This window comes from Amycolatopsis sp. NPDC054798 (assembly GCF_053611505.1).
On record NZ_JBSHAM010000001.1, the window covers coordinates 301,713 to 318,874 of the forward strand.

16 protein-coding genes are annotated in these 17,162 nt (G+C 68.2%); 11 read left to right on the forward strand and 5 right to left on the reverse strand.

Going from position 1 to position 17,162, the window contains the following annotated elements:
- The first annotated feature begins 17 nt into the window (after positions 1-17).
- Positions 18-1,283: an aspartate kinase gene (locus tag ACWGIC_RS01460; RefSeq protein ID WP_452073901.1), complete on the forward strand. Its 1,266-nt coding sequence runs from the start codon at positions 18-20 to the stop codon at positions 1,281-1,283.
- Positions 1,283-2,323, forward strand: a complete 1,041-nt coding sequence (locus ACWGIC_RS01465; protein WP_452073902.1) for an aspartate-semialdehyde dehydrogenase — start codon at positions 1,283-1,285, stop codon at positions 2,321-2,323. The genes ACWGIC_RS01460 and ACWGIC_RS01465 overlap by 1 nt, the downstream gene beginning before the upstream one ends.
- A gap of 72 nt (positions 2,324-2,395) precedes the next feature.
- Here ACWGIC_RS01465 and ACWGIC_RS01470 read toward each other — a convergent pair whose 3' ends face one another.
- Together ACWGIC_RS01470 and ACWGIC_RS01475 are read right to left on the reverse strand one after the other, a co-directional pair.
- Complete coding sequence (locus ACWGIC_RS01470) at positions 2,396-3,412, reverse strand: DUF4034 domain-containing protein (protein ID WP_452073903.1); 1,017 nt, start codon at positions 3,410-3,412, stop codon at positions 2,396-2,398.
- Between the two features lie 94 nt (positions 3,413-3,506).
- Positions 3,507-4,958, reverse strand: a complete 1,452-nt coding sequence (locus ACWGIC_RS01475; protein ID WP_452073904.1) for a M48 family metallopeptidase — start codon at positions 4,956-4,958, stop codon at positions 3,507-3,509.
- Positions 4,959-5,134: 176 nt separating this feature from the next.
- On the opposite strand from ACWGIC_RS01475, the gene ACWGIC_RS01480 reads away from it, so the two are divergent.
- Positions 5,135-6,325 carry an RtcB family protein gene (locus tag ACWGIC_RS01480; RefSeq protein WP_452073905.1) on the forward strand — a complete coding sequence of 397 codons (1,191 nt, stop codon included), beginning with the start codon at positions 5,135-5,137 and terminating at the stop codon, positions 6,323-6,325.
- Positions 6,326-6,383: 58 nt separating this feature from the next.
- The gene (locus tag ACWGIC_RS01485; protein WP_452073906.1) at positions 6,384-6,761 is read left to right on the forward strand and encodes a hypothetical protein; all 378 of its coding nucleotides are present in this window, start codon (positions 6,384-6,386) and stop codon (positions 6,759-6,761) included.
- Between the two features lie 150 nt (positions 6,762-6,911).
- Here the strand turns inward: ACWGIC_RS01485 and ACWGIC_RS01490 are convergent, their stop codons facing one another.
- On the reverse strand, positions 6,912-8,060 hold the full coding sequence (locus ACWGIC_RS01490; RefSeq protein WP_452073927.1) for an MFS transporter: 1,149 nt from the start codon (positions 8,058-8,060) through the stop codon (positions 6,912-6,914).
- A 669-nt stretch (positions 8,061-8,729) separates the two neighbouring features.
- On the opposite strand from ACWGIC_RS01490, the gene ACWGIC_RS01495 reads away from it, so the two are divergent.
- Entirely contained in the window at positions 8,730-9,260 is a 531-nt protein-coding gene (locus ACWGIC_RS01495) for a hypothetical protein (RefSeq protein WP_452073907.1), read from the forward strand.
- Between the two features lie 85 nt (positions 9,261-9,345).
- Here the strand turns inward: ACWGIC_RS01495 and ACWGIC_RS01500 are convergent, their stop codons facing one another.
- A complete protein-coding gene (locus tag ACWGIC_RS01500; RefSeq protein WP_452073908.1) occupies positions 9,346-10,398 on the reverse strand; it encodes an alpha/beta hydrolase in 1,053 nt (350 codons plus the stop codon).
- Positions 10,399-10,583: 185 nt separating this feature from the next.
- Between ACWGIC_RS01500 and ACWGIC_RS01505 the strand changes: the two genes are divergently transcribed.
- The 5 genes from ACWGIC_RS01505 to ACWGIC_RS01525 all read left to right on the forward strand — a co-directional run bounded on the left by ACWGIC_RS01505 (position 10,584) and on the right by ACWGIC_RS01525 (position 14,362).
- Positions 10,584-11,156, forward strand: a complete 573-nt coding sequence (locus tag ACWGIC_RS01505) for an NADPH-dependent FMN reductase (RefSeq protein ID WP_452073909.1) — start codon at positions 10,584-10,586, stop codon at positions 11,154-11,156.
- Between the two features lie 131 nt (positions 11,157-11,287).
- Positions 11,288-11,710 (forward strand): organic hydroperoxide resistance protein, encoded by a 423-nt coding sequence (locus ACWGIC_RS01510; RefSeq protein WP_452073910.1) that lies wholly within the window; start codon positions 11,288-11,290, stop codon positions 11,708-11,710.
- Between the two features lie 41 nt (positions 11,711-11,751).
- A complete protein-coding gene (dps, locus tag ACWGIC_RS01515) occupies positions 11,752-12,228 on the forward strand; it encodes a DNA starvation/stationary phase protection protein Dps (RefSeq protein ID WP_452073911.1) in 477 nt (158 codons plus the stop codon).
- 94 nt (positions 12,229-12,322) lie between these two features.
- Entirely contained in the window at positions 12,323-13,714 is a 1,392-nt protein-coding gene (locus ACWGIC_RS01520; RefSeq protein WP_452073912.1) for a glutamate decarboxylase, read from the forward strand.
- A 21-nt stretch (positions 13,715-13,735) separates the two neighbouring features.
- Positions 13,736-14,362, forward strand: coding sequence for a TIGR03085 family metal-binding protein (locus tag ACWGIC_RS01525; RefSeq protein ID WP_452073913.1), 627 nt, complete (start codon positions 13,736-13,738; stop codon positions 14,360-14,362).
- A gap of 38 nt (positions 14,363-14,400) precedes the next feature.
- Here ACWGIC_RS01525 and ACWGIC_RS01530 read toward each other — a convergent pair whose 3' ends face one another.
- Positions 14,401-16,248: a prolyl oligopeptidase family serine peptidase gene (locus tag ACWGIC_RS01530; protein WP_452073914.1), complete on the reverse strand. Its 1,848-nt coding sequence runs from the start codon at positions 16,246-16,248 to the stop codon at positions 14,401-14,403.
- Positions 16,249-16,287: 39 nt separating this feature from the next.
- On the opposite strand from ACWGIC_RS01530, the gene ACWGIC_RS01535 reads away from it, so the two are divergent.
- Entirely contained in the window at positions 16,288-17,034 is a 747-nt protein-coding gene (locus ACWGIC_RS01535; protein ID WP_452073915.1) for a class I SAM-dependent methyltransferase, read from the forward strand.
- The last annotated feature ends 128 nt before the right edge of the window (positions 17,035-17,162 follow it).

A 17,162-nucleotide genomic window follows, 5' to 3' on the forward strand; every position in this document is an offset into this window, starting at 1 on the left:
GTCAAGGAGGTTCGGGCGTGGCCCTCGTGGTCCAGAAGTACGGCGGATCGTCGCTGGAAAGTGCCGACCGGATCAAGCGCGTGGCAGAACGGATCGTCGCGACCAAGAAGGCGGGCAACGACGTGGTCGTCGTGTGCTCGGCGATGGGCGACACCACTGATGAGCTGCTCGATCTGGCGCAGCAAGTGAACCCGGCGCCGCCGGAGCGGGAAATGGACATGCTGCTCACCGCCGGTGAGCGCATCTCGAATTCATTGGTCGCGATGGCCATTTCCGCGCAAGGCGCGCAAGCCTGGTCGTTCACCGGTTCCCAAGCGGGCGTGGTCACCACGTCGGTGCACGGCAACGCGCGCATCATCGACGTCACCCCGAGCCGCGTCACCGAAGCGCTGGAGCAGGGTTACGTCGCGCTGGTGGCCGGTTTCCAAGGCGTGGCACAGGACACCAAGGACATCACGACGCTCGGCCGCGGCGGTTCCGACACCACCGCGGTGGCGCTCGCCGCCGCGCTGAACGCGGACGTCTGCGAGATCTATTCCGATGTGGACGGTGTGTATTCGGCCGACCCACGGATCGTGCCGGACGCCAAAAAGCTCGACACCATCCCTTATGAGGAGATGCTGGAGCTCGCGGCGAGCGGTTCGAAGATCCTGCACCTGCGTTCGGTCGAGTACGCGCGCCGCTACGGCGTGCCGATCCGAGTCCGTTCTTCTTACAGCGACAAGCCGGGCACCACGGTGGCCGGATCGATCGAGGAGATCCCCTTGGAACAAGCGCTGATCACCGGTGTGGCACACGACCGCTCGGAAGCGAAGATCACCGTGACCGGCGTGCCGGACCACGCTGGCGCCGCGGGCAAGATCTTCCGGGTCGTCGCCGACGCCGAGATCGACATCGACATGGTGCTGCAGAACGTGTCCAGCACGTCGTCGGGCCGCACCGACATCACCTTCACGCTGTCGAAGGCCAACGGGGCCAAGGCGGTCAAGGAACTCGAGAAGATCAAGGCGGAGATCGGCTTCGAGTCGGTCCTGTACGACGACCACGTCGGCAAGGTGTCGCTCGTCGGAGCCGGGATGCGCTCGCACCCGGGCGTCACCGCGACGTTCTGCGAGGCGCTGGCCAACGCGGGCGTCAACATCGAAATCATCAACACCTCGGAGATCCGCATTTCGGTGCTGATCCGCGACGCGCAGCTGGACGAGGCCGTGCGCGCGATCCACGAGGCGTTCGAACTCGGCGGCGACGAGGAAGCCGTCGTCTACGCGGGGAGTGGTCGCTGATGGCACAGGGACTTCGCGTCGGCGTGGTCGGTGCGACCGGCCAGGTCGGCGCTGTCATGCGCAAGCTGCTCGACGAGCGGAACTTCCCGGTCGAGCAGATCCGGTACTTCGCCTCGGCCCGCTCCGCGGGACGCACTTTGCCGTGGCGCGGCGAGGAAATCACCGTCGAGGACACCGCGACCGCTGATCTGTCCGGTTTGGACATCGCGCTGTTCTCCGCCGGCGGCGCGACTTCGCGCGAGCAGGCGCCGCGGTTCGCCGAGGCGGGCGCGATCGTGGTCGACAACTCGTCGGCCTTCCGGCGCGACCCGGACGTGCCGCTGATCGTCAGCGAGGTCAACCCCGAGGCGATCAAGGACGTGCGCAAGGGGATCATCGCGAACCCCAACTGCACCACGATGGCCGCGATGCCGGTCCTCAAGCCGCTGCACGACGAAGCCGGTCTGGTGCGGATCATCGCGAGCACCTACCAGGCGGTGTCCGGCAGCGGACTGGCTGGCGTCGATGAACTCGCCGCTCAGGTGAACGCCGTCGCCTCGCGCGCGGCCTCGCTCACGCACGACGGTTCGGCGGTCGAATTCCCGGCCCCGGCCAAGTACGTCGCGCCGATCGCGTTCAACGTCCTGCCGATGGCCGGGTCCATTGTGGACGACGGCACGTTCGAGACGGACGAGGAACAGAAGCTGCGCAACGAAAGCCGGAAGATCCTCGGCCTCCCGGATCTCCTGGTTTCCGGCACGTGTGTGCGGGTGCCGGTGTTCACCGGGCACTCGCTGTCGGTGAACGTCGAGTTCGAACGCCCGCTGTCGGTCGAGCGGGCGACGGAACTGCTGTCGACCGCGCCGGGCGTGCAGCTGGCCGACGTGCCGACGCCGCTGCAGGCCGCCGGGATCGACCCGAGCCTGGTCGGGCGCATCCGCACCGACCCGGGCGTCCCGGACGGTCGCGGGCTGGCGCTGTTCGTTTCCGCCGACAACCTCCGCAAGGGCGCGGCGCTGAACACCGTGCAGATCGCCGAGCTGGTGGCGCAGAACCGCTGAGCTTTACTGGAAAACTGCCCGGTCCCTGGTTCAGGGGCCGGGCAGTTTTCCTTCGTCAGCGCCGTGTCTTCGCTATTTGGCCAGCCGGCAGGCCCGGCTCCGGATCTTCCGGAACTCGTGCACGGAGCCGAACGCGTTGTAGGACCACACAAAGCCGTCCGCGTGCGCACCGAGACGTCGGAACTGCTCGACGGCTTCCTCGCCGCGGTTCAATTCCACCAGCGCGCGGGCGGCGAACGCGCGGCTGTCCCTCGCGTCCCGGGTGTCCTGCCCGTCGCCGTCGAGCCAGGGCAGCAGAGTGTCGAGTGCCTTCTCGACCCGCTTGTCCTGCCAAGGGTTCTTGACGTCCGCGGCCCACAGTTCAAAGGCCGCCGCCAGCGGCAGCCAGGCCAGCTTGGGGTGCTTCGCCGCGCCTTCCTCGGCGAACTCCCACATCAGCTCGTGCGAGCCGAACCATTTCGCACACCAGTACTGCAGCGCCCGGCCGTGCGCGCCGACGTGCAGCGGGTCGCGCGCCAGCACGCCGTCCCATACTTCCCGGAAATCGTCGTGCGAGTACTGGCGGCCCATCGCGATCGAACACCGCTTTTCCCACGGCGTCGGGTCGTCCGGGGCGAGTTTCGCGGCGATCTGGTTGGCTTCGTCGGCTTGTTCGAGGACGCGATGGAAACCAGCGAATTGCTCCGCGCTGACCTGGCTGGCCCGCTGCGCGGTCCGGATCTGCCAGGCCACATTGGTGAGCGAGTCCGCGTGGACGATGGCGGCGTCCGGGTCGTCGGGACGGGCGGCGCGCCAGGCTTTCAACGCGGTGTCGTCGTCGGCCGCGGCCTTGGAAAGGACGCCCACTGCGGTACTGCGCCGGTCCCAATCCGTGCCGATTCCGGCCAGCAAGTCAGCACCCGGCTGCCATGCTCCGGCTTGGTAGGCGTCCCTGGCGGCGCGCACCAACTCGGGCAGCACTTGGTCGTCGGTGATCTCGTCGTCTGCTGGCAGGCCGAAGCGGGAGGCGTCGGTCTGCTTGAGCGGCGGCGTGAGGTAGCGGGCAATGTCTGCCTGACTGAGCGTATCCATGAAGTCGAACGTGCTCATTCCGCGCTGCTTCGCGTCTTTCGCGACCGCCTTCATCATGCGGCGGTACCGCGGAACGGTGTGCAGCTTGATAAATCCCAGCAAGGTTTTCCTTTCAGTAGCGGACCGAGGCGAGCAACGCGCGGAGCGGAGCAGCGTCCCCGTCGATCGCCGCCTCAACGGCGGGATCCAGTTCGGTGGCATACGGTTCGGCCAGCACCAGCTTCGCTGGTCCAGACCAGGACAGCTCCCAATGCGCGGCGTCCGCTTTGGCCAGCTCCGCGTGCAGCACAATGGACAGTCGTTTGTGGACTTGCGGCCGGTAGAGCTCGCGCTTCGCCCGCGCTCCGGCCTCCGGTGGTGCGGTGGGATCGGCGAGGTCTTCGAGGCGTCCGGTGTCGAGCAGGTCCAGCAGTTCGTCGAGGCTGCGGCTGCGGCGGATCCGCAATGCCTCGACCTGGTTTTCGTTGCGCATGCCGACGTCGACCAGACTGGCCCAGCCGAGCTTCTTTTTCGAGGCCGCTCCGTCCGTGAAGCCAGTCGCCAGTACCGCTTCCAGCAGCTCCGTTCCGTTGCGGAGAAGGTCCGTCGCCGGCCGTTCGCCACCGGGTGGCACGGGGATGCCCGGCGCGGCTTCGAGCAATGCGATCCGTTCGGAGGTCGGCGGATGGCTGTCGTACTTCGTGGACGGCGGCGAGGGCGGATTCTCCCGCAGGGAAGCCATTTGCTCGACGCGTTTTTCGTCGGCGAGCAGCGACTGATAGCCCTCGGCCATCCGCTCCGGCAGATATCCGGCCGACCAGGCGATCGTCGCGTAGTGATCGAGGAAGAACTCCCAAGTTCGGTCAAGCACTTCGACCTCGCGCAGCGCACTGGTCGCGGCCGCGGTTCCGGCGACGCGCGCCGAAGCGGTGTCGGCGGCGAGTTCCTGTGCCTGGCCCACGCGCGCCGAAACCCGGAAATACAGGAGGGCGTACGTGCTGAAGATCGGCCGAACCAGCTGGGCCGACCAGCCCGACCGGTACAGCCCGCCGACGACTCGCTCGATCGTCTGCCGTCCGCGATAAGTCGCGCCGGCGAACCGGGTGTGGCGATTGCTGTAGTGGCCGAGTTCGTGCCCGAGAATGGCCCGGAGCTGACCGGTCCGCAGTCCGGCGAAAAGCTGCGCGCCGATGAACATCCGCCGCCGGCGCACCCGCAGCCCCGCCCAGTGCGTCTCCTCGTGCACTGCTGCGTTGACCTCCGGCACCAGGTAGATCTCGTCCGGCGGCCGGGTGCCCACTTCCTGGGCGAGTTCGCGGACAGCCGCCCACAGTTCGGGCTGTTCCCCAGCCGTGACGGGCACCCCGGGCACGCCGCCGGAGCGGGTCCGCTCGAACGTCAGCAGCGTGGTGATCAGCACGAACAGCACCGGCCCGATGAATATGGCAAGCCGTCCCGCGTTGATCGGATTGTGCTGGAACACGGCGATCTCAAGCCAGACGAGTGCTCCGGCGACGGCGAGCACCAGCACCGGGAAACCGGCCAGCAACAAGACAGCGAGCAACGCTCGCGAAGAGTTCTTCATGGAAAAACGGAATCCTCCCCAAGACCGGCACCCTGGGCGAACCGGCCGTCCGAGCCCGATATCGACCGAAGCGCCGATTTCGTTTCATCCCTGCCCCGCTGCCGGAAAACCCGTTGTCGCGAACGCTGCGGTGCCGGATGCTGAGCGGGCAAACTTCGTTCTGGGAAAGGAAAGTCATGTACACGGCAGTGGACGGCGAGCGGGTTCCGATCCGGATGTGGGCAGATCCCGCGTCGGTCGAAGACCAAGCGATGCGCCAGCTGCGCAACGTCGCCAACCTGCCTTGGGTGCACGGCGTCGCGGTGATGCCGGACGTCCACTACGGCAAGGGCGCCACGGTGGGCAGCGTCATCGCGATGCGCGACGCGGTTTCCCCGGCCGCGGTCGGCGTCGACATCGGCTGCGGGATGAGCGCGGTGCGGACGTCGCTCACCGCGAGCGACCTCCCGGACGACCTCGGCAAGCTGCGCAAGCGGATCGAAGCGGCGGTGCCCGTCGGGTTCGGGCTGCACAAGACGCCGGTGAACACCGCGAAGGTGCACGGCGTCGGCGGCTGGGACACGTTCTGGAAGTCGTTCGGCGACCTGCACGAGGGCGTCCAGGACCTGCGCAAGCGAGCGCACCTGCAGATCGGCAGCCTCGGCGGCGGCAACCACTTCATCGAGGTCTGCCTCGAACAGGGCGGTGCCGACGAGGGTCGGGTCTGGCTGATGCTGCATTCGGGTTCGCGCAACATCGGCAAGGAACTCGCTGAGCGGCACATGGCGATCGCGCGGAAACTGCCGCACAACCGGGATCTGCCGGACCCCGATCTGTCGGTGTTCGTCGCGGACACGCCGGAAATGCAGGCGTACCGGCGCGACCTGTTCTGGGCGCAGGACTACGCGGCGCGGAACCGGGCGACGATGGTCGCGCTGGTGAAGCTCGCGGTCGCGGAAGTGGTTCCCGGAACGACTTTCGACGACGCGATTTCGTGCCACCACAACTATGTCGCCGAGGAAACCTACGACGGCGTCGACCTGCTCGTCACCCGCAAGGGCGCGATCCGGGCCGGCTCCGGAGACCTCGGGATCATCCCCGGCAGCATGGGAACCGGTTCGTACATCGTGCGCGGGCTCGGCAACACCGCGTCGTTCGAATCCGCTTCCCACGGCGCCGGGCGGCGGATGTCGCGGACGAAGGCACGCAAGACCTTCACCGCCGCCGACCTCGCCGCGCAGACCTCGGGCGTGGAATGCCGGAAGGACACCGGGGTCGTCGACGAGATCCCGGCCGCGTACAAGGACATCGAGACGGTGATCAAGGCACAGACCGACCTGGTCGAGGTGGTCGCCCACCTCAAGCAGGTCGTGTGCGTGAAGGGATGAGGAACTCCCGCGGGGCGAACCGCACCGGTCCGCCCCGCGGGACCGCTACCCTGGGACGATGAAGAGCTGGGGGGTGGCCGTCGCTCTGGTGGCGGCCGGAACGTTGCTGGCCGGGTGCGACCAGGTCGATTCGGCGGTCAATCAGGCGAATTCCGCGGTGGACAAGGTCTCCGCCTGCAGCGAGGCGCTGGGACTGGCCGACTTGAACCCGCTGGTCGACGGCGAAAAGCTCAAGGCCCGCGCACAGGACAAGGAACGGCGGCTGCGCGAACTGGCGTCCAACGTTCAGGAGGAGGACGTCAAGAAAGCCCTGCTCGGCATGGCCGATTCGTACGTCCAGGTGCAGAAGGAACACCTCGAGGACGCCGGGGTGATCGCCCGGTGGACCAAACGCAACCTGGAGAGGCTCGACGGGCTGCGCAAAGCCTGCACCTGACCGTCGCCCGCCCTGCCCGGCTCACTTGGCTCCAGCTTGAGCTGACGGCCCGCTGGCGCTGCCCCAATGTGGCATTGGGTGCCTCTGACGCACCGAACGCCACATTGGGTGCATCTGACGCACCCAATGTGGCATTGGGGCAGCTCAGGCTCAGCGGCGAGCCCGGACCGCGGCCGCCAGCGAGGGCACCCGCACCGAACTCCGGCGCAACGACCACACCAGCCCCAGCGCCGCCAGCGCCAGCCCGCCGAACCCGGCCGCCGCGAAACCCCAGGCCGGGCTCGAATGGTCGATCGCGAACCCGACCACCGGGCTCCCCGCGGCCAGCCCGAGCCGCGTCGACGCGTCCTGCAGGCCCATCGCCTCGCCACGCACGGCGGGCGGCGCGAGTTCGCTGACCGATTCGGTGGTGGCGGCGAGCGTCGGGGCGCAGAGCAGGTTCGTCGGGATCAGCACGAGCATCAGCAGCCACCACGGCTGCGTCGCGAACCCGACCGGGATCACCAGCAGCGCCAGCAGCAGCATCAGCAGCCCCTGCGGCAGCGACTTCCGCACCGCGCCGTGCACGATGCCGCCGATCATCGACGCCGCGCACATCACCGCGATGACCAGGCCGGTCCAGCCGACGTCGCCGTGGGCGCGCAGCGCGGCCAGCGTCGCGACCTCCGTGCCGACCAGGCAGAACAGCGTTCCGGCGGCGATCAGCAGGGTCGCCAGCAGCCGTCCGGTCAGCCAGGACCGCAGCGGCGGCCGCGCGGTGCCGGCCGGGGCCAGTTCGTCCTCGTTCCGGATCGGCGGGTTGAGCAGGAAGATCAGCAGCGCGGTGACGCCGAAAATGCTGCCGATGCCGCTCAGCGTCAGCGTCGCCGACAGCGAGGAGATCGCCGCGATCCCGGCCGCCGGGCCGATCATGAACGACGCCTCGACCAGGATCGTGTCCAGCGAGTACGCCGCGCGCCGCTGTTCGGCGGGCACGAGCGCGGCCAGGATCTGCCGCGCCAGCGAACCCGCGGGCACCGACAGCACACCGGCCGGCAGCGCGCACACCACCAGCGCCGGGTAGGAAAGATGCGGGGCCGCGAACCAGAACGCCGTGGACGACAGCCCGCACACCGCGACCACCGGGCGCAGGCCGTACCGGTCGATGGTGCGCCCGATCATCGGTGCGCCGAGCGCCATGCCCAGCGTGACGGCCGCGCCGACGACGCCCGCCGCGCCGTAGCCCCGGCCGAGGCCGCTGACGACGTACAGCGTCAGCGTCACGCCAGTCATCGTCATGGGCACGCGTGCGAAGAACATCAGCGCCATCGACGGGCGGACTCCGGGGACGCTCAGGACGCGGCGATACGGCTGAAAAGGCACGTACCCCATGAGAGCAAGAGTTGGTACGAGCGTGCAACTTCTTTTAGTCACACCCGCTGAGCGGCGCCCCGCGTCCGGCCGGGTGCCGCGCGGGCGTTCGGCGGGGCCGGAAAATGCGGCCGCGACCTGAGTGATAACTTCTTCCGCAACGCGGAAAAGCATTGTGCCGGGCATTAGTGAACAGTTTTTCGGATTTCTGCGCCGACCTTGGAGTTCTCCGGTCGAAACGGTGGTTCTCCCTGGAAAAGGGGAGCCGACCCGAATGCGGGCGGCGGTGCGTGCGTGGGGGACCCACCACGGTCGGACGAGCGAGATCGCGCCTCCCGACGGGGTGATGAAGGTAAACGATCACGAACTACGCCTGTGTGGGTGAGCGATACCGCCATTTGAGCAATCCGGCTACCATGAGTCAGATTCGGGTCTGCGGTCCGTGATCGTCGGGGGACGCGCAAGCCATCCACGTTAATCAATTGCGGGCCGGTTCCCGGTTCTTGGATTCGGCACGTAAGGGTTAGAAAAACTCCCTATCCGGTGATCGGCTGGTGTTGGGCCGACACGGCGGGTATCGATTTACCCGGCAGGTCCCAAAGGCCAGGGAGGTAAAGAATGAAAGGCAAGATCGGGCGGATCATCGCTGTGGTCGCCGCGGGCAGTCTGCTGGCCGTCGGCACTTCGGGGATGGCTGCCGCGAGCCCGGCGGGCGGCAAGGGGTCCTCGGCCACTCAGGCTGTCGCCGCGCAGGTGCTGCAGATGCGAGACGATCTGACCAAGGTGGCGTACGCGGGCGACGTCGCGAAGACGAGGGCGGACCTCGGCCGGCTCAGCCCGGTGCTCGCGGACATCGCGGCGGGCAAGCGCTACCAGGTCCAATCCGAAACCCAGCAGCTCTCGTCCGCGGCGAAGGTCCGCGCAGACGAGTCCGGCCGGCTCCTGGCCGACCCGACGGCGACGCCGCGGCAGATCCCGCCGTTGCCGATCCCGCCGCTGCCGGACCTGCCCGGGCCGCTGAAGGCGGTGAGCGACCTGATCAAGGGCCTGCTCGCCGCGGTCACCAGCCTGCTGGGCGGTCTGCTCGGAGGGGTGCCCGCGCCGCCTCTTCCGGTGCCGACGCCGCCGGTGCCGGTGCCGGGGACCTGAACGGCCGGAACAGGAAAGGAAAAAGGCCCGGAGCCTGGTGCGGTTCGTCCCGCGCCAGGCTCCGTTCCAGGTCCAGGCCCGGGAGTTACGACCGGTTGGCGAGTCCTGCCCGCAGCGCACCGGCCATCTCGGCGATCGCCTCCCGGAAGCGAGTCCCGACCCCGGCGAAGTTGAGGAACCCGTGGATCAGGTCGGCCTGCCGGCTGACCGCCACCGGAACCCCCGCCGAGCGCAGTTTTTCCGCGTACGCCTCGCCTTCGTCGCGCAGCGGGTCAAACCCCGCGGTGACGATGTAGGCGGGCGGGAGTCCACTGTGGTCAGACGCGAGCAGCGGCGACATCCGCGGATCGGCCTTGTCGACGCCCTCGGGTGCGTAATGCCCCTCGAACCACACCATCGCCTCGTCGGTGAGGAAGAGGTCTTCGCCGAAGATCTCGCGAGACCGGCGTCGCGTGGTGAAGTCGACCGCCGGGTAGATCAACAGCTGGAACGCGGGGGCGGGTCCGCCGCGCCGGGTCGCTTCCAGCGCGACGACGGCGGACAGATTGCCGCCCGCGCTGTCTCCGCCCACCGCGATCCGGTCCGGGTCCGCGCCGAGGTCGGCCGCCTTGGCGTGCGCGTAGTCGAACGCGGCCAGCGCGTCGTCCACCGGCCCGGGGAACGGGCATTCCGGCGCGAGCCGGTACTCCACCGACAGCACCCGGACCCCGGCGTGTTTCGCGAGGTAGCGCGCGGCGTTGTCGTGCGTGGCCCGGCTGCCGATGACCCAGCCGCCGCCGTGGAAGAACACCAGCAGCGGCGACGGTTCCGGCAGCCCGGCCGGGGTGTAGAGAGTGGCGTCGAGGGCACCGTCGGCGGACGGGATGGCGACGTCGCGGGTGGCGACGGGCTCGATCCGCTTGCCGTTCACCAGGTGCTGGCTCGCTTCCAGCAGGGCTCGGGACCGCTCGACCGAACCGTTGACCAGCGCCGCGCCGGAGAGTTTCTGCAGTCGCAGCAGCAGCTGGGCGTCGAGGGCGAGTTCCTGGCCGTCCAGCCGCAGCGGCGCGCCGGCGATCAGTCTGCGCACCGGACGGGGCAGCCAGAACAACAGCTGCGCGGCGGCAGCCTGGGCGCGGATCTGCAGCGGAATGGCCATCGTTCCTCCTCGAACGCCGGATGAGCTGAGGTTACTTGCCAGTAGGTACGTTGGTCCAGTCGGTGTGTGACTCAGACCTCCGTCTCAGATCCTGGTCCTCCAGTTAGGTAGAGGGGTTAGCCTCAAAACGAGCCAGCGTGGCGCAGCCACTCCTTTGAGGGTGGTGGTGGGGAGGAAGGTCGGAAGTGACTTCAGCTAAAAAGGTCAAGGTGCTGGGCATCGGCGGCTCGTTGCGAGAGGGCTCGCAATCCGAGCGAGCGTTGCGTATCGCGCTCGCCGCCGCCGAGGAACGCGGCGTCGTGACCGAGCTGATCCCCGGCCCCGAGCTGGTCCTGCCGTTCTACGACACTGCCACCCTGGAGCGGGACGAACGCGCCAGGAAACTCATCGAAGGTGTGCGCCAGGCGGACGGGCTCATCGTCGTCTCGCCCGGCTATCACGGCGGGCTGTCCGGGTTGGTCAAGAACGCACTGGACTACGTCGAAGACCTCCGCGACGACACCCGTCCGTACCTGGACGGCCGCGCCGTGGGCCTCGCTGCCGTCGCGTACGGCTGGCAGGCCGCGGTTACCACGCTCGAACAGCTCCGCACGATCACGCACGCGCTGCGCGGCTGGGCCACTCCGTTGGGTGGTTCGATCAACTCCGCCGAGACGAAATTCGACGAGGGCGGCGGCGCGTCCGACGAGAAGAGCGTCCGCACCTTGCGGCTCATCGGCGAGCAGGTCGCGGAGCACGCGTTGCTTCGCACACACTGACGTTTCGCCCCTCGCATCCCGGTTATTCCTGGGGTGATGACTGCCATGCCGGGGCACTGTTCCGCGGATGCGGAGCGTTGAACTCATTGAGACGCTGACTCCGGAGGCGTCCCGATGAGGAGGTAACACGCATGGCCGAGCCGATTTACACCGCCGTCGCGACCGCGCGAGGAGAAGGCCGCAACGGCGACGTGACGTCCTCGGACGGCGTGCTGGACGAGTCGCTGGCGATCCCCAAGGAGATGGGCGGTCCCGGCGGCGACAAAACCAATCCGGAGCAGCTGTTCGCCGCGGGGTACTCCGCGTGCTTCCTGAGCGCGCTGCAAGCCGTGGCCCGGCAGTCGAAGGTCGCGCTTCCGGCCGCGACGGTGACCGGTTCGGTCAGTGTGTTCAAGAAGGACGTCGGGTTCCAGCTCGGCGTTCGGCTCGACGTGTCGCTGCCCGGCCTGGCGAAGGCCGACGCCGACCAGCTGGTCGAGCAGGCGCACCAGGTGTGCCCGTACTCCAACGCGACCCGCGGCAACATCGAGGTGGAGCTGACCACCACCGTCTGATTAAGCACCGTCTGAATCAAGACCGAGGAGGGACACCAGAGATGACTACTTCCCCCATCAAGAGCCCGCTTTCCGACGCCGACAAGGAGATCACCGGCAACGCGCTGCAGGCGACGCTGGCCGATCTGATCGACCTCTCGCTCATCGCGAAGCAGGCGCACTGGAACGTGGTGGGCCAGAACTTCCGCAGCGCGCACCTGCAGCTCGACGAGCTGGTGTCGACCGCGCGGCAGTACGTGGACGAGGTGGCCGAGCGCGCCGCCGCGATCGGGGTTTCGCCGAACGGCAAGGCGAAGACTGTCGTCGCGACCTCCGGTGCGCCGGAGTACCCGGAAAACTGGCAGTCCGTCGAATCGACCATCTCCGCGATCGTCGACACCCTCGCGGCGCTGATCGAACGGCTCCGCAAGCGCATCGACGAGACCGACAAGAGCGACCTCGTGACGCAGGACTTGCTCATCGAGATCACTCGCGCGCTCGAAGAGGCGCACTGGATGTGGCAGGCGCAGCAAGCCTGAGCCGCGTATACCGGGAAAAGCCGTCCGCCTCGCCGCGGGCGGCTTTTCTTCCGTCCGGTGGTTCTTGCCGGCGCCCGGCAGTAGGTTCGCAACCATGGTGCTGCATCAGGGGAAACAAGATCGGGCAGACCGGAAGTCCGGCACGAATCCGTTGTACGCCGGGAGCAATCCGGCGCTCGCCGCGGACTTCACGATGCCCCGCGACCGGTTGCGGGACGATTCGCTGCCGCCGGACACGGCGCTACAGCTGGTGCGCGACGAGCTGATGCTCGACGGCAACGCGCGGCTCAATCTCGCCACGTTCGTCACGACGTGGATGGAACCGCAGGCGCGCGAGCTGATGTCGGAATGCGTCGACAAGAACATGATCGACAAGGACGAGTACCCGCAGACCGCGGAACTCGAGCGGCGCTGCGTCAACATTCTCGCCGATCTGTGGCACGCGCCTGATCCCACCGACATCATGGGCTGCTCAACCACCGGGTCGTCCGAGGCCTGCATGCTCGCCGGGATGGCGTTGAAGCGGCGCTGGTCGAAGCTGGGCCGAAGCGGGAAGCCGAACCTGGTGATGGGCGTCAATGTCCAGGTGTGCTGGGAAAAGTTCTGCGAATACTGGGAGGTCGAGCCACGCCTGGTGCCGATGGAGGGCGACCGGTACCACCTGTCCGCGGAAGAAGCGGTGAAACTCTGCGACGAGAACACCATCGGCGTAGTCGCGATCCTCGGCTCGACCTTCGACGGCAGCTACGAGCCGGTCGCCGAGGTCGCGGCCGCGCTCGACGCACTGCAGGAGCGGACCGGCTGGGACATCCCGGTGCACGTGGACGGCGCGTCCGGCGCGATGATCGCCCCGTTCCTCGACGAGGATCTGGAGTGGGACTTCCGGCTGCCGCGCGTGGCGTCGATCAATACTTCGGGGCACAAGTACGGCCTCGTGTACCCCGGCGTCGGCTGGGTCGTCTGGCGGGACAAGGCCGCACTGCCCGAGGAATTGGTGTTCAACGTCAATTATCTCGGCGGTGACATGCCGACCTTCGCGCTCAACTTCTCCCGCCCCGGCTCGGAAGTCGCCGCGCAGTACTACACGTTCGTCCGGCTGGGTCGCGAAGGTTTCCGTGCGGTGCAACAAGCTTCCCGTGATGTCGCGATGTACCTGGCCGAGGAGATCTCCAAACTGGGGCCGTTCGAACTGCTCACCCGCGGCGATCAGCTGCCGGTTTTCGCCTTCACCACCAGCTCGGACGTCACCGCGTTCGACGTCTTCGACGTTTCCCGCCGCCTCCGCGAACGCGGCTGGCTCGTGCCCGCGTACACGTTCCCGGACAACCGCACGGACCTGGCGGTACTGCGGGTCGTCGTCCGCAACGGCTTCACGCACGACCTCGCTGACCTGCTGCTCGCCGACCTGAAGCGCGTGCTGCCGGAGCTGAACCGCCAGCCCTCCCCGCAGCACGATCCGGCGACGTCGACCGGTTTCCACCATTGATTGGCGAGTAACCTGGCTGCTATGGGCCTTGCCAAAGACGAACGCCAAGCGCTGAGCGACCTCTTCGAGCAGCTCGGCCCGGACGCCCCGACCCTGTGCGAGGGCTGGCAGACGAGGGACCTGGCCGCGCACCTGGTCGTGCGGGAACACCGGCCGGACGCGATGCCCGGGATTGTGGTGCCCGCACTCGCCGGGCACACGCAGAAAGTGCAGGACGGGGTCGCGGCACGCCCGTGGGACGAACTGGTCGCCCAGGTGCGCCGGGGCCCGTCCCGCTTCTGGCCGACGTCGATCGGCCCGGTCGACGAGGCGGCGAACAGCGCCGAGTTCCTGGTGCACCACGAGGACGTCCGCCGGGCACAGCCGGATTGGACCCCGCGCCCAGCCGACCCCTCGCGGGACGAGGCGGCCTGGAAACTGGCGACGCGGACGGCGAAGCTGAACCTGCGCAAATCGCCAGTCGGGGTGGTGCTGCGGACCCCGGATGGGCAGTCGGCTTCGGTGAAGTCGGGTGCTCCGGTGGTGACCGTGGTGGGGGAGCCGGTGGAGCTGCTGCTGTTTGTGTTCGGCCGGGATGCGGTGCGGGTGGAATTCGAGGGTGACGAGGCCGCGGTGGAGCGGTTGAAGGGCGCTAAGCGCGGGTTGTGATTTCGGGCTGCCCAGGCGAACCCGGGCAGCCCGAACCCTCAGCGCATCCCCAGCGCCCGCAAAGCGAAATACACCTCAATAGACGTCTGCTTGATCGTCTCGGCGATCACCAGCGAGCCGTGCCCCGCGTCGTAGCGGTAGAACTCGTGCGGTGCGTCGCGCTTGGCGAGGCGGTCCAGGTAGTTCTCGATCTGCCGGATCGGGCACCGCGGATCGTTGTCGCCGGCCAGGATCAGCACCGGGGCGGCGACCGCGTCCACGTACGTCAGCGGCGAGCATTCGGCATACACCGCCGGCACGTCCTCCGGGGAACCGCCGAACAGGGCGCGGTCGAACGAGCGCAGCTGTTCCATCTCGTCCTCGTAAGCGGCCACGTAGTCGGCCACCGGCACGCCCGCGACCCCGGCTGCCCACCGCGTCGGCTGGGTGCCCAGCGCCAGCAGGCTCAAGTAGCCGCCCCACGAAGCGCCGTTCACGACGCACTTGTCCTTATCGGACAGTCCACTTTCGACAGCCCAGTCGTGGACCGCCGCGACGTCTTCCAGTTCGGTCAGTCCCGGGCGGCCTTCGATGGCGTCCCGCCACGCCGAGCCGTAGCCGGTGGAGCCGCGGTAGTTCACCTCGACCACCGCGAATCCGGCGTCCAGCCACGTCGCGCGGTAGGCGGAGAACCGGTCCTCGTCGGCCGCGTGCGGGCCGCCGTGCAGCGAAAACACCGTCGGCAGCGGGCCGTCCGGGGCGTCCGCGGGGCGGGAAACCAGTGCGTGGATCCGGCCGCCGACGCCCTCTACGAACGCGTCGGTGACCGGCGACGAACCCGGCGCACGCTCGCCCGGCGGCGTCAGCAGCACGGAATCGGTGCCGTCGACCGCGCGAGCGCGGACCGCGGCGGGTTCCGCGGCGCTGGACCATGAGTACTCGATGGTTCCGTCCGGTCGCACGCCCGCGCCGCCGATCCGACCGGCCGGAGTGTCCACAGCGGACAGTTCGCCGGTGTCAAGGTCGTAGCGGTACAACGAACTGCGCGCTTCGTGGAAGTGCACGACCAGCAACGCGCGCGCGTCCGGATACCAGTCCGCGACGACCTCGCCGGGCAGGTCGATCAGCAGTTCGGTTTCGGTGTCCGCCTGCACGTCCCACACCAGGAGTTCTTCGCGACCGCGGCGTTCGTGCAGGACCAGCACACGCTGGTCGCCCGGCAGCGGCGAGAATTCCAGCGCCTGCAAGCCTTTTCCTTCGCCGTCCCACTTCTCGGCGACGGTGGCGAATCCGTCGGTGGACAGCACCCGCAACGCCGGATGCCGGGAATCCCCGTGCTCGGAATGCGAAATAGCGAGCAGGCTTTCGTCGCGCGACATCGACGCGATTCCGGCGTCGTCCGCGTGCTGGTAGAAACGCTCGGTCACGCCGTCGATTTTCGCGAACAGTTCGCTGCCGTCATCGGTCGAGACGCCGGCCGCGATCACTCGCTCGCCGATTTCCAGACCGGCTGGGTATCCGTCGTGAATATCGGGCAGTGCTTTGACGGCCGCGGAGCTGTCGCCGTCGAACGGCTGGCTGCGCCAGGACCCGAACTCGTCGCCGTCGGTGTCGTCGAACCACCAGATGGCCGTTCCGTCGGGCGAGGGGGTTGCGTTCAGGGTGCCGTTGGGCCGGTTGGTGACGCGCCGGTGACTGTCGGTGGCCCGGTCCCATGCGTAAACCTCCCATACGCCGCTGGCGTTGGAGACGTACACGTTGGCGTCCGGTGCGTCGCGGGCCCATTCGGGCACCGAGATGCGCGGCGCGTGGAACCGCGCCAGCCAGCGCTTTTCGGCTTCGGCGTCGTCGAACAGGCGGTCCGGGACCACCGCGGGCGGATTTTGGTTGCCTGACTGCGTGCTCACCCCTCGATCCTGCCACCTCTCACCCGTACTCTGTGCGGGGTGCTGGAGGGTTACGCGCCGGGCTACGCCCAAGACGCGCTGTCGATGATGAACACGCGCACAGCGAGTGACCGCGCCGCGTTCGCCCAACACTGCTTCGTCCCAGGCTCCCGCGTCGTGGACCTAGGCTGCGGCCAAGGCTCCATCACCACGACCCTGGCCCCCGCCTGCCACGTGATCGGCATAGACATCCACCACCCGCTGCTCCCAGCCAGAACGTCCACAGTGGACTACCTCAACGCGACCGCCTACGCCCTCCCCTTCGCCACCGCGTCAATAGACGCAGTTTTCTCCCACGCCCTTTTCGAACACCTGGCAAACCCCGCCGCGGCACTAGCAGAAATCCGCCGAGTTCTCCGTCCAGGCGGCCACTTGGCAATCTCCACCTCGGACTGGAGCCGCGCAAAAATCCGCCCCAAAACCGCAAACGTGGACGCCGCCCTGCGCGGCCACTACCTGCTGCGCCGCCGCTCCGGCGGCGACCCCTTCTGCGGCCGCACCATCGCCACCCAAATCGCCACCGCAGGCTTCACCAACATCACCGAACGCTCTCGCTACCGAGAAGACCTCTCGTACCGCGCCCTGGCGACCTACGTCGAATCCCGCCTGGCCGCAGCCCTCTCCGAGCCCCCCACCAAAGACCACGACCAACTAACCTCAGCCGCCCGCTCCGCCTGGTCCTGGACCCGCACCGCCGCCATAGGCGACTTCCACCAATGCTGGCAAGAACTAACCGCCACCCGCTAACAACAAAACCGGTGCCACCACACCCGAGCCCCAAAAACAGCCACCCAAATACCCACCGCAACTTCCCCACCTTCGGGGGTCCAGGGGGCTCGCCCCCTGGCGGGGGTCTGGGGGTCCGACCCCCAGAA

What these genes read in the sequence shown, in the direction of transcription:
- ACWGIC_RS01465 (WP_452073902.1), top strand. Translation starts at nt 1,283, where the DNA reads ATGGCACAGGGACTTCGCGTCGGCGTGGTCGGTGCGACCGGCCAGGTC.
- ACWGIC_RS01470 (WP_452073903.1), bottom strand. Translation starts at nt 3,412, where the DNA reads ATGAGCACGTTCGACTTCATGGATACGCTCAGTCAGGCAGACATTGCC.
- ACWGIC_RS01475 (WP_452073904.1), bottom strand. Translation starts at nt 4,958, where the DNA reads ATGAAGAACTCTTCGCGAGCGTTGCTCGCTGTCTTGTTGCTGGCCGGT.
- ACWGIC_RS01480 (WP_452073905.1), top strand. Translation starts at nt 5,135, where the DNA reads ATGTACACGGCAGTGGACGGCGAGCGGGTTCCGATCCGGATGTGGGCA.
- ACWGIC_RS01485 (WP_452073906.1), top strand. Translation starts at nt 6,384, where the DNA reads ATGAAGAGCTGGGGGGTGGCCGTCGCTCTGGTGGCGGCCGGAACGTTG.
- ACWGIC_RS01490 (WP_452073927.1), bottom strand. Translation starts at nt 8,060, where the DNA reads ATGTTCTTCGCACGCGTGCCCATGACGATGACTGGCGTGACGCTGACG.
- ACWGIC_RS01495 (WP_452073907.1), top strand. Translation starts at nt 8,730, where the DNA reads ATGAAAGGCAAGATCGGGCGGATCATCGCTGTGGTCGCCGCGGGCAGT.
- ACWGIC_RS01500 (WP_452073908.1), bottom strand. Translation starts at nt 10,398, where the DNA reads ATGGCCATTCCGCTGCAGATCCGCGCCCAGGCTGCCGCCGCGCAGCTG.
- ACWGIC_RS01510 (WP_452073910.1), top strand. Translation starts at nt 11,288, where the DNA reads ATGGCCGAGCCGATTTACACCGCCGTCGCGACCGCGCGAGGAGAAGGC.
- dps (WP_452073911.1), top strand. Translation starts at nt 11,752, where the DNA reads ATGACTACTTCCCCCATCAAGAGCCCGCTTTCCGACGCCGACAAGGAG.
- ACWGIC_RS01520 (WP_452073912.1), top strand. Translation starts at nt 12,323, where the DNA reads ATGGTGCTGCATCAGGGGAAACAAGATCGGGCAGACCGGAAGTCCGGC.
- ACWGIC_RS01525 (WP_452073913.1), top strand. Translation starts at nt 13,736, where the DNA reads ATGGGCCTTGCCAAAGACGAACGCCAAGCGCTGAGCGACCTCTTCGAG.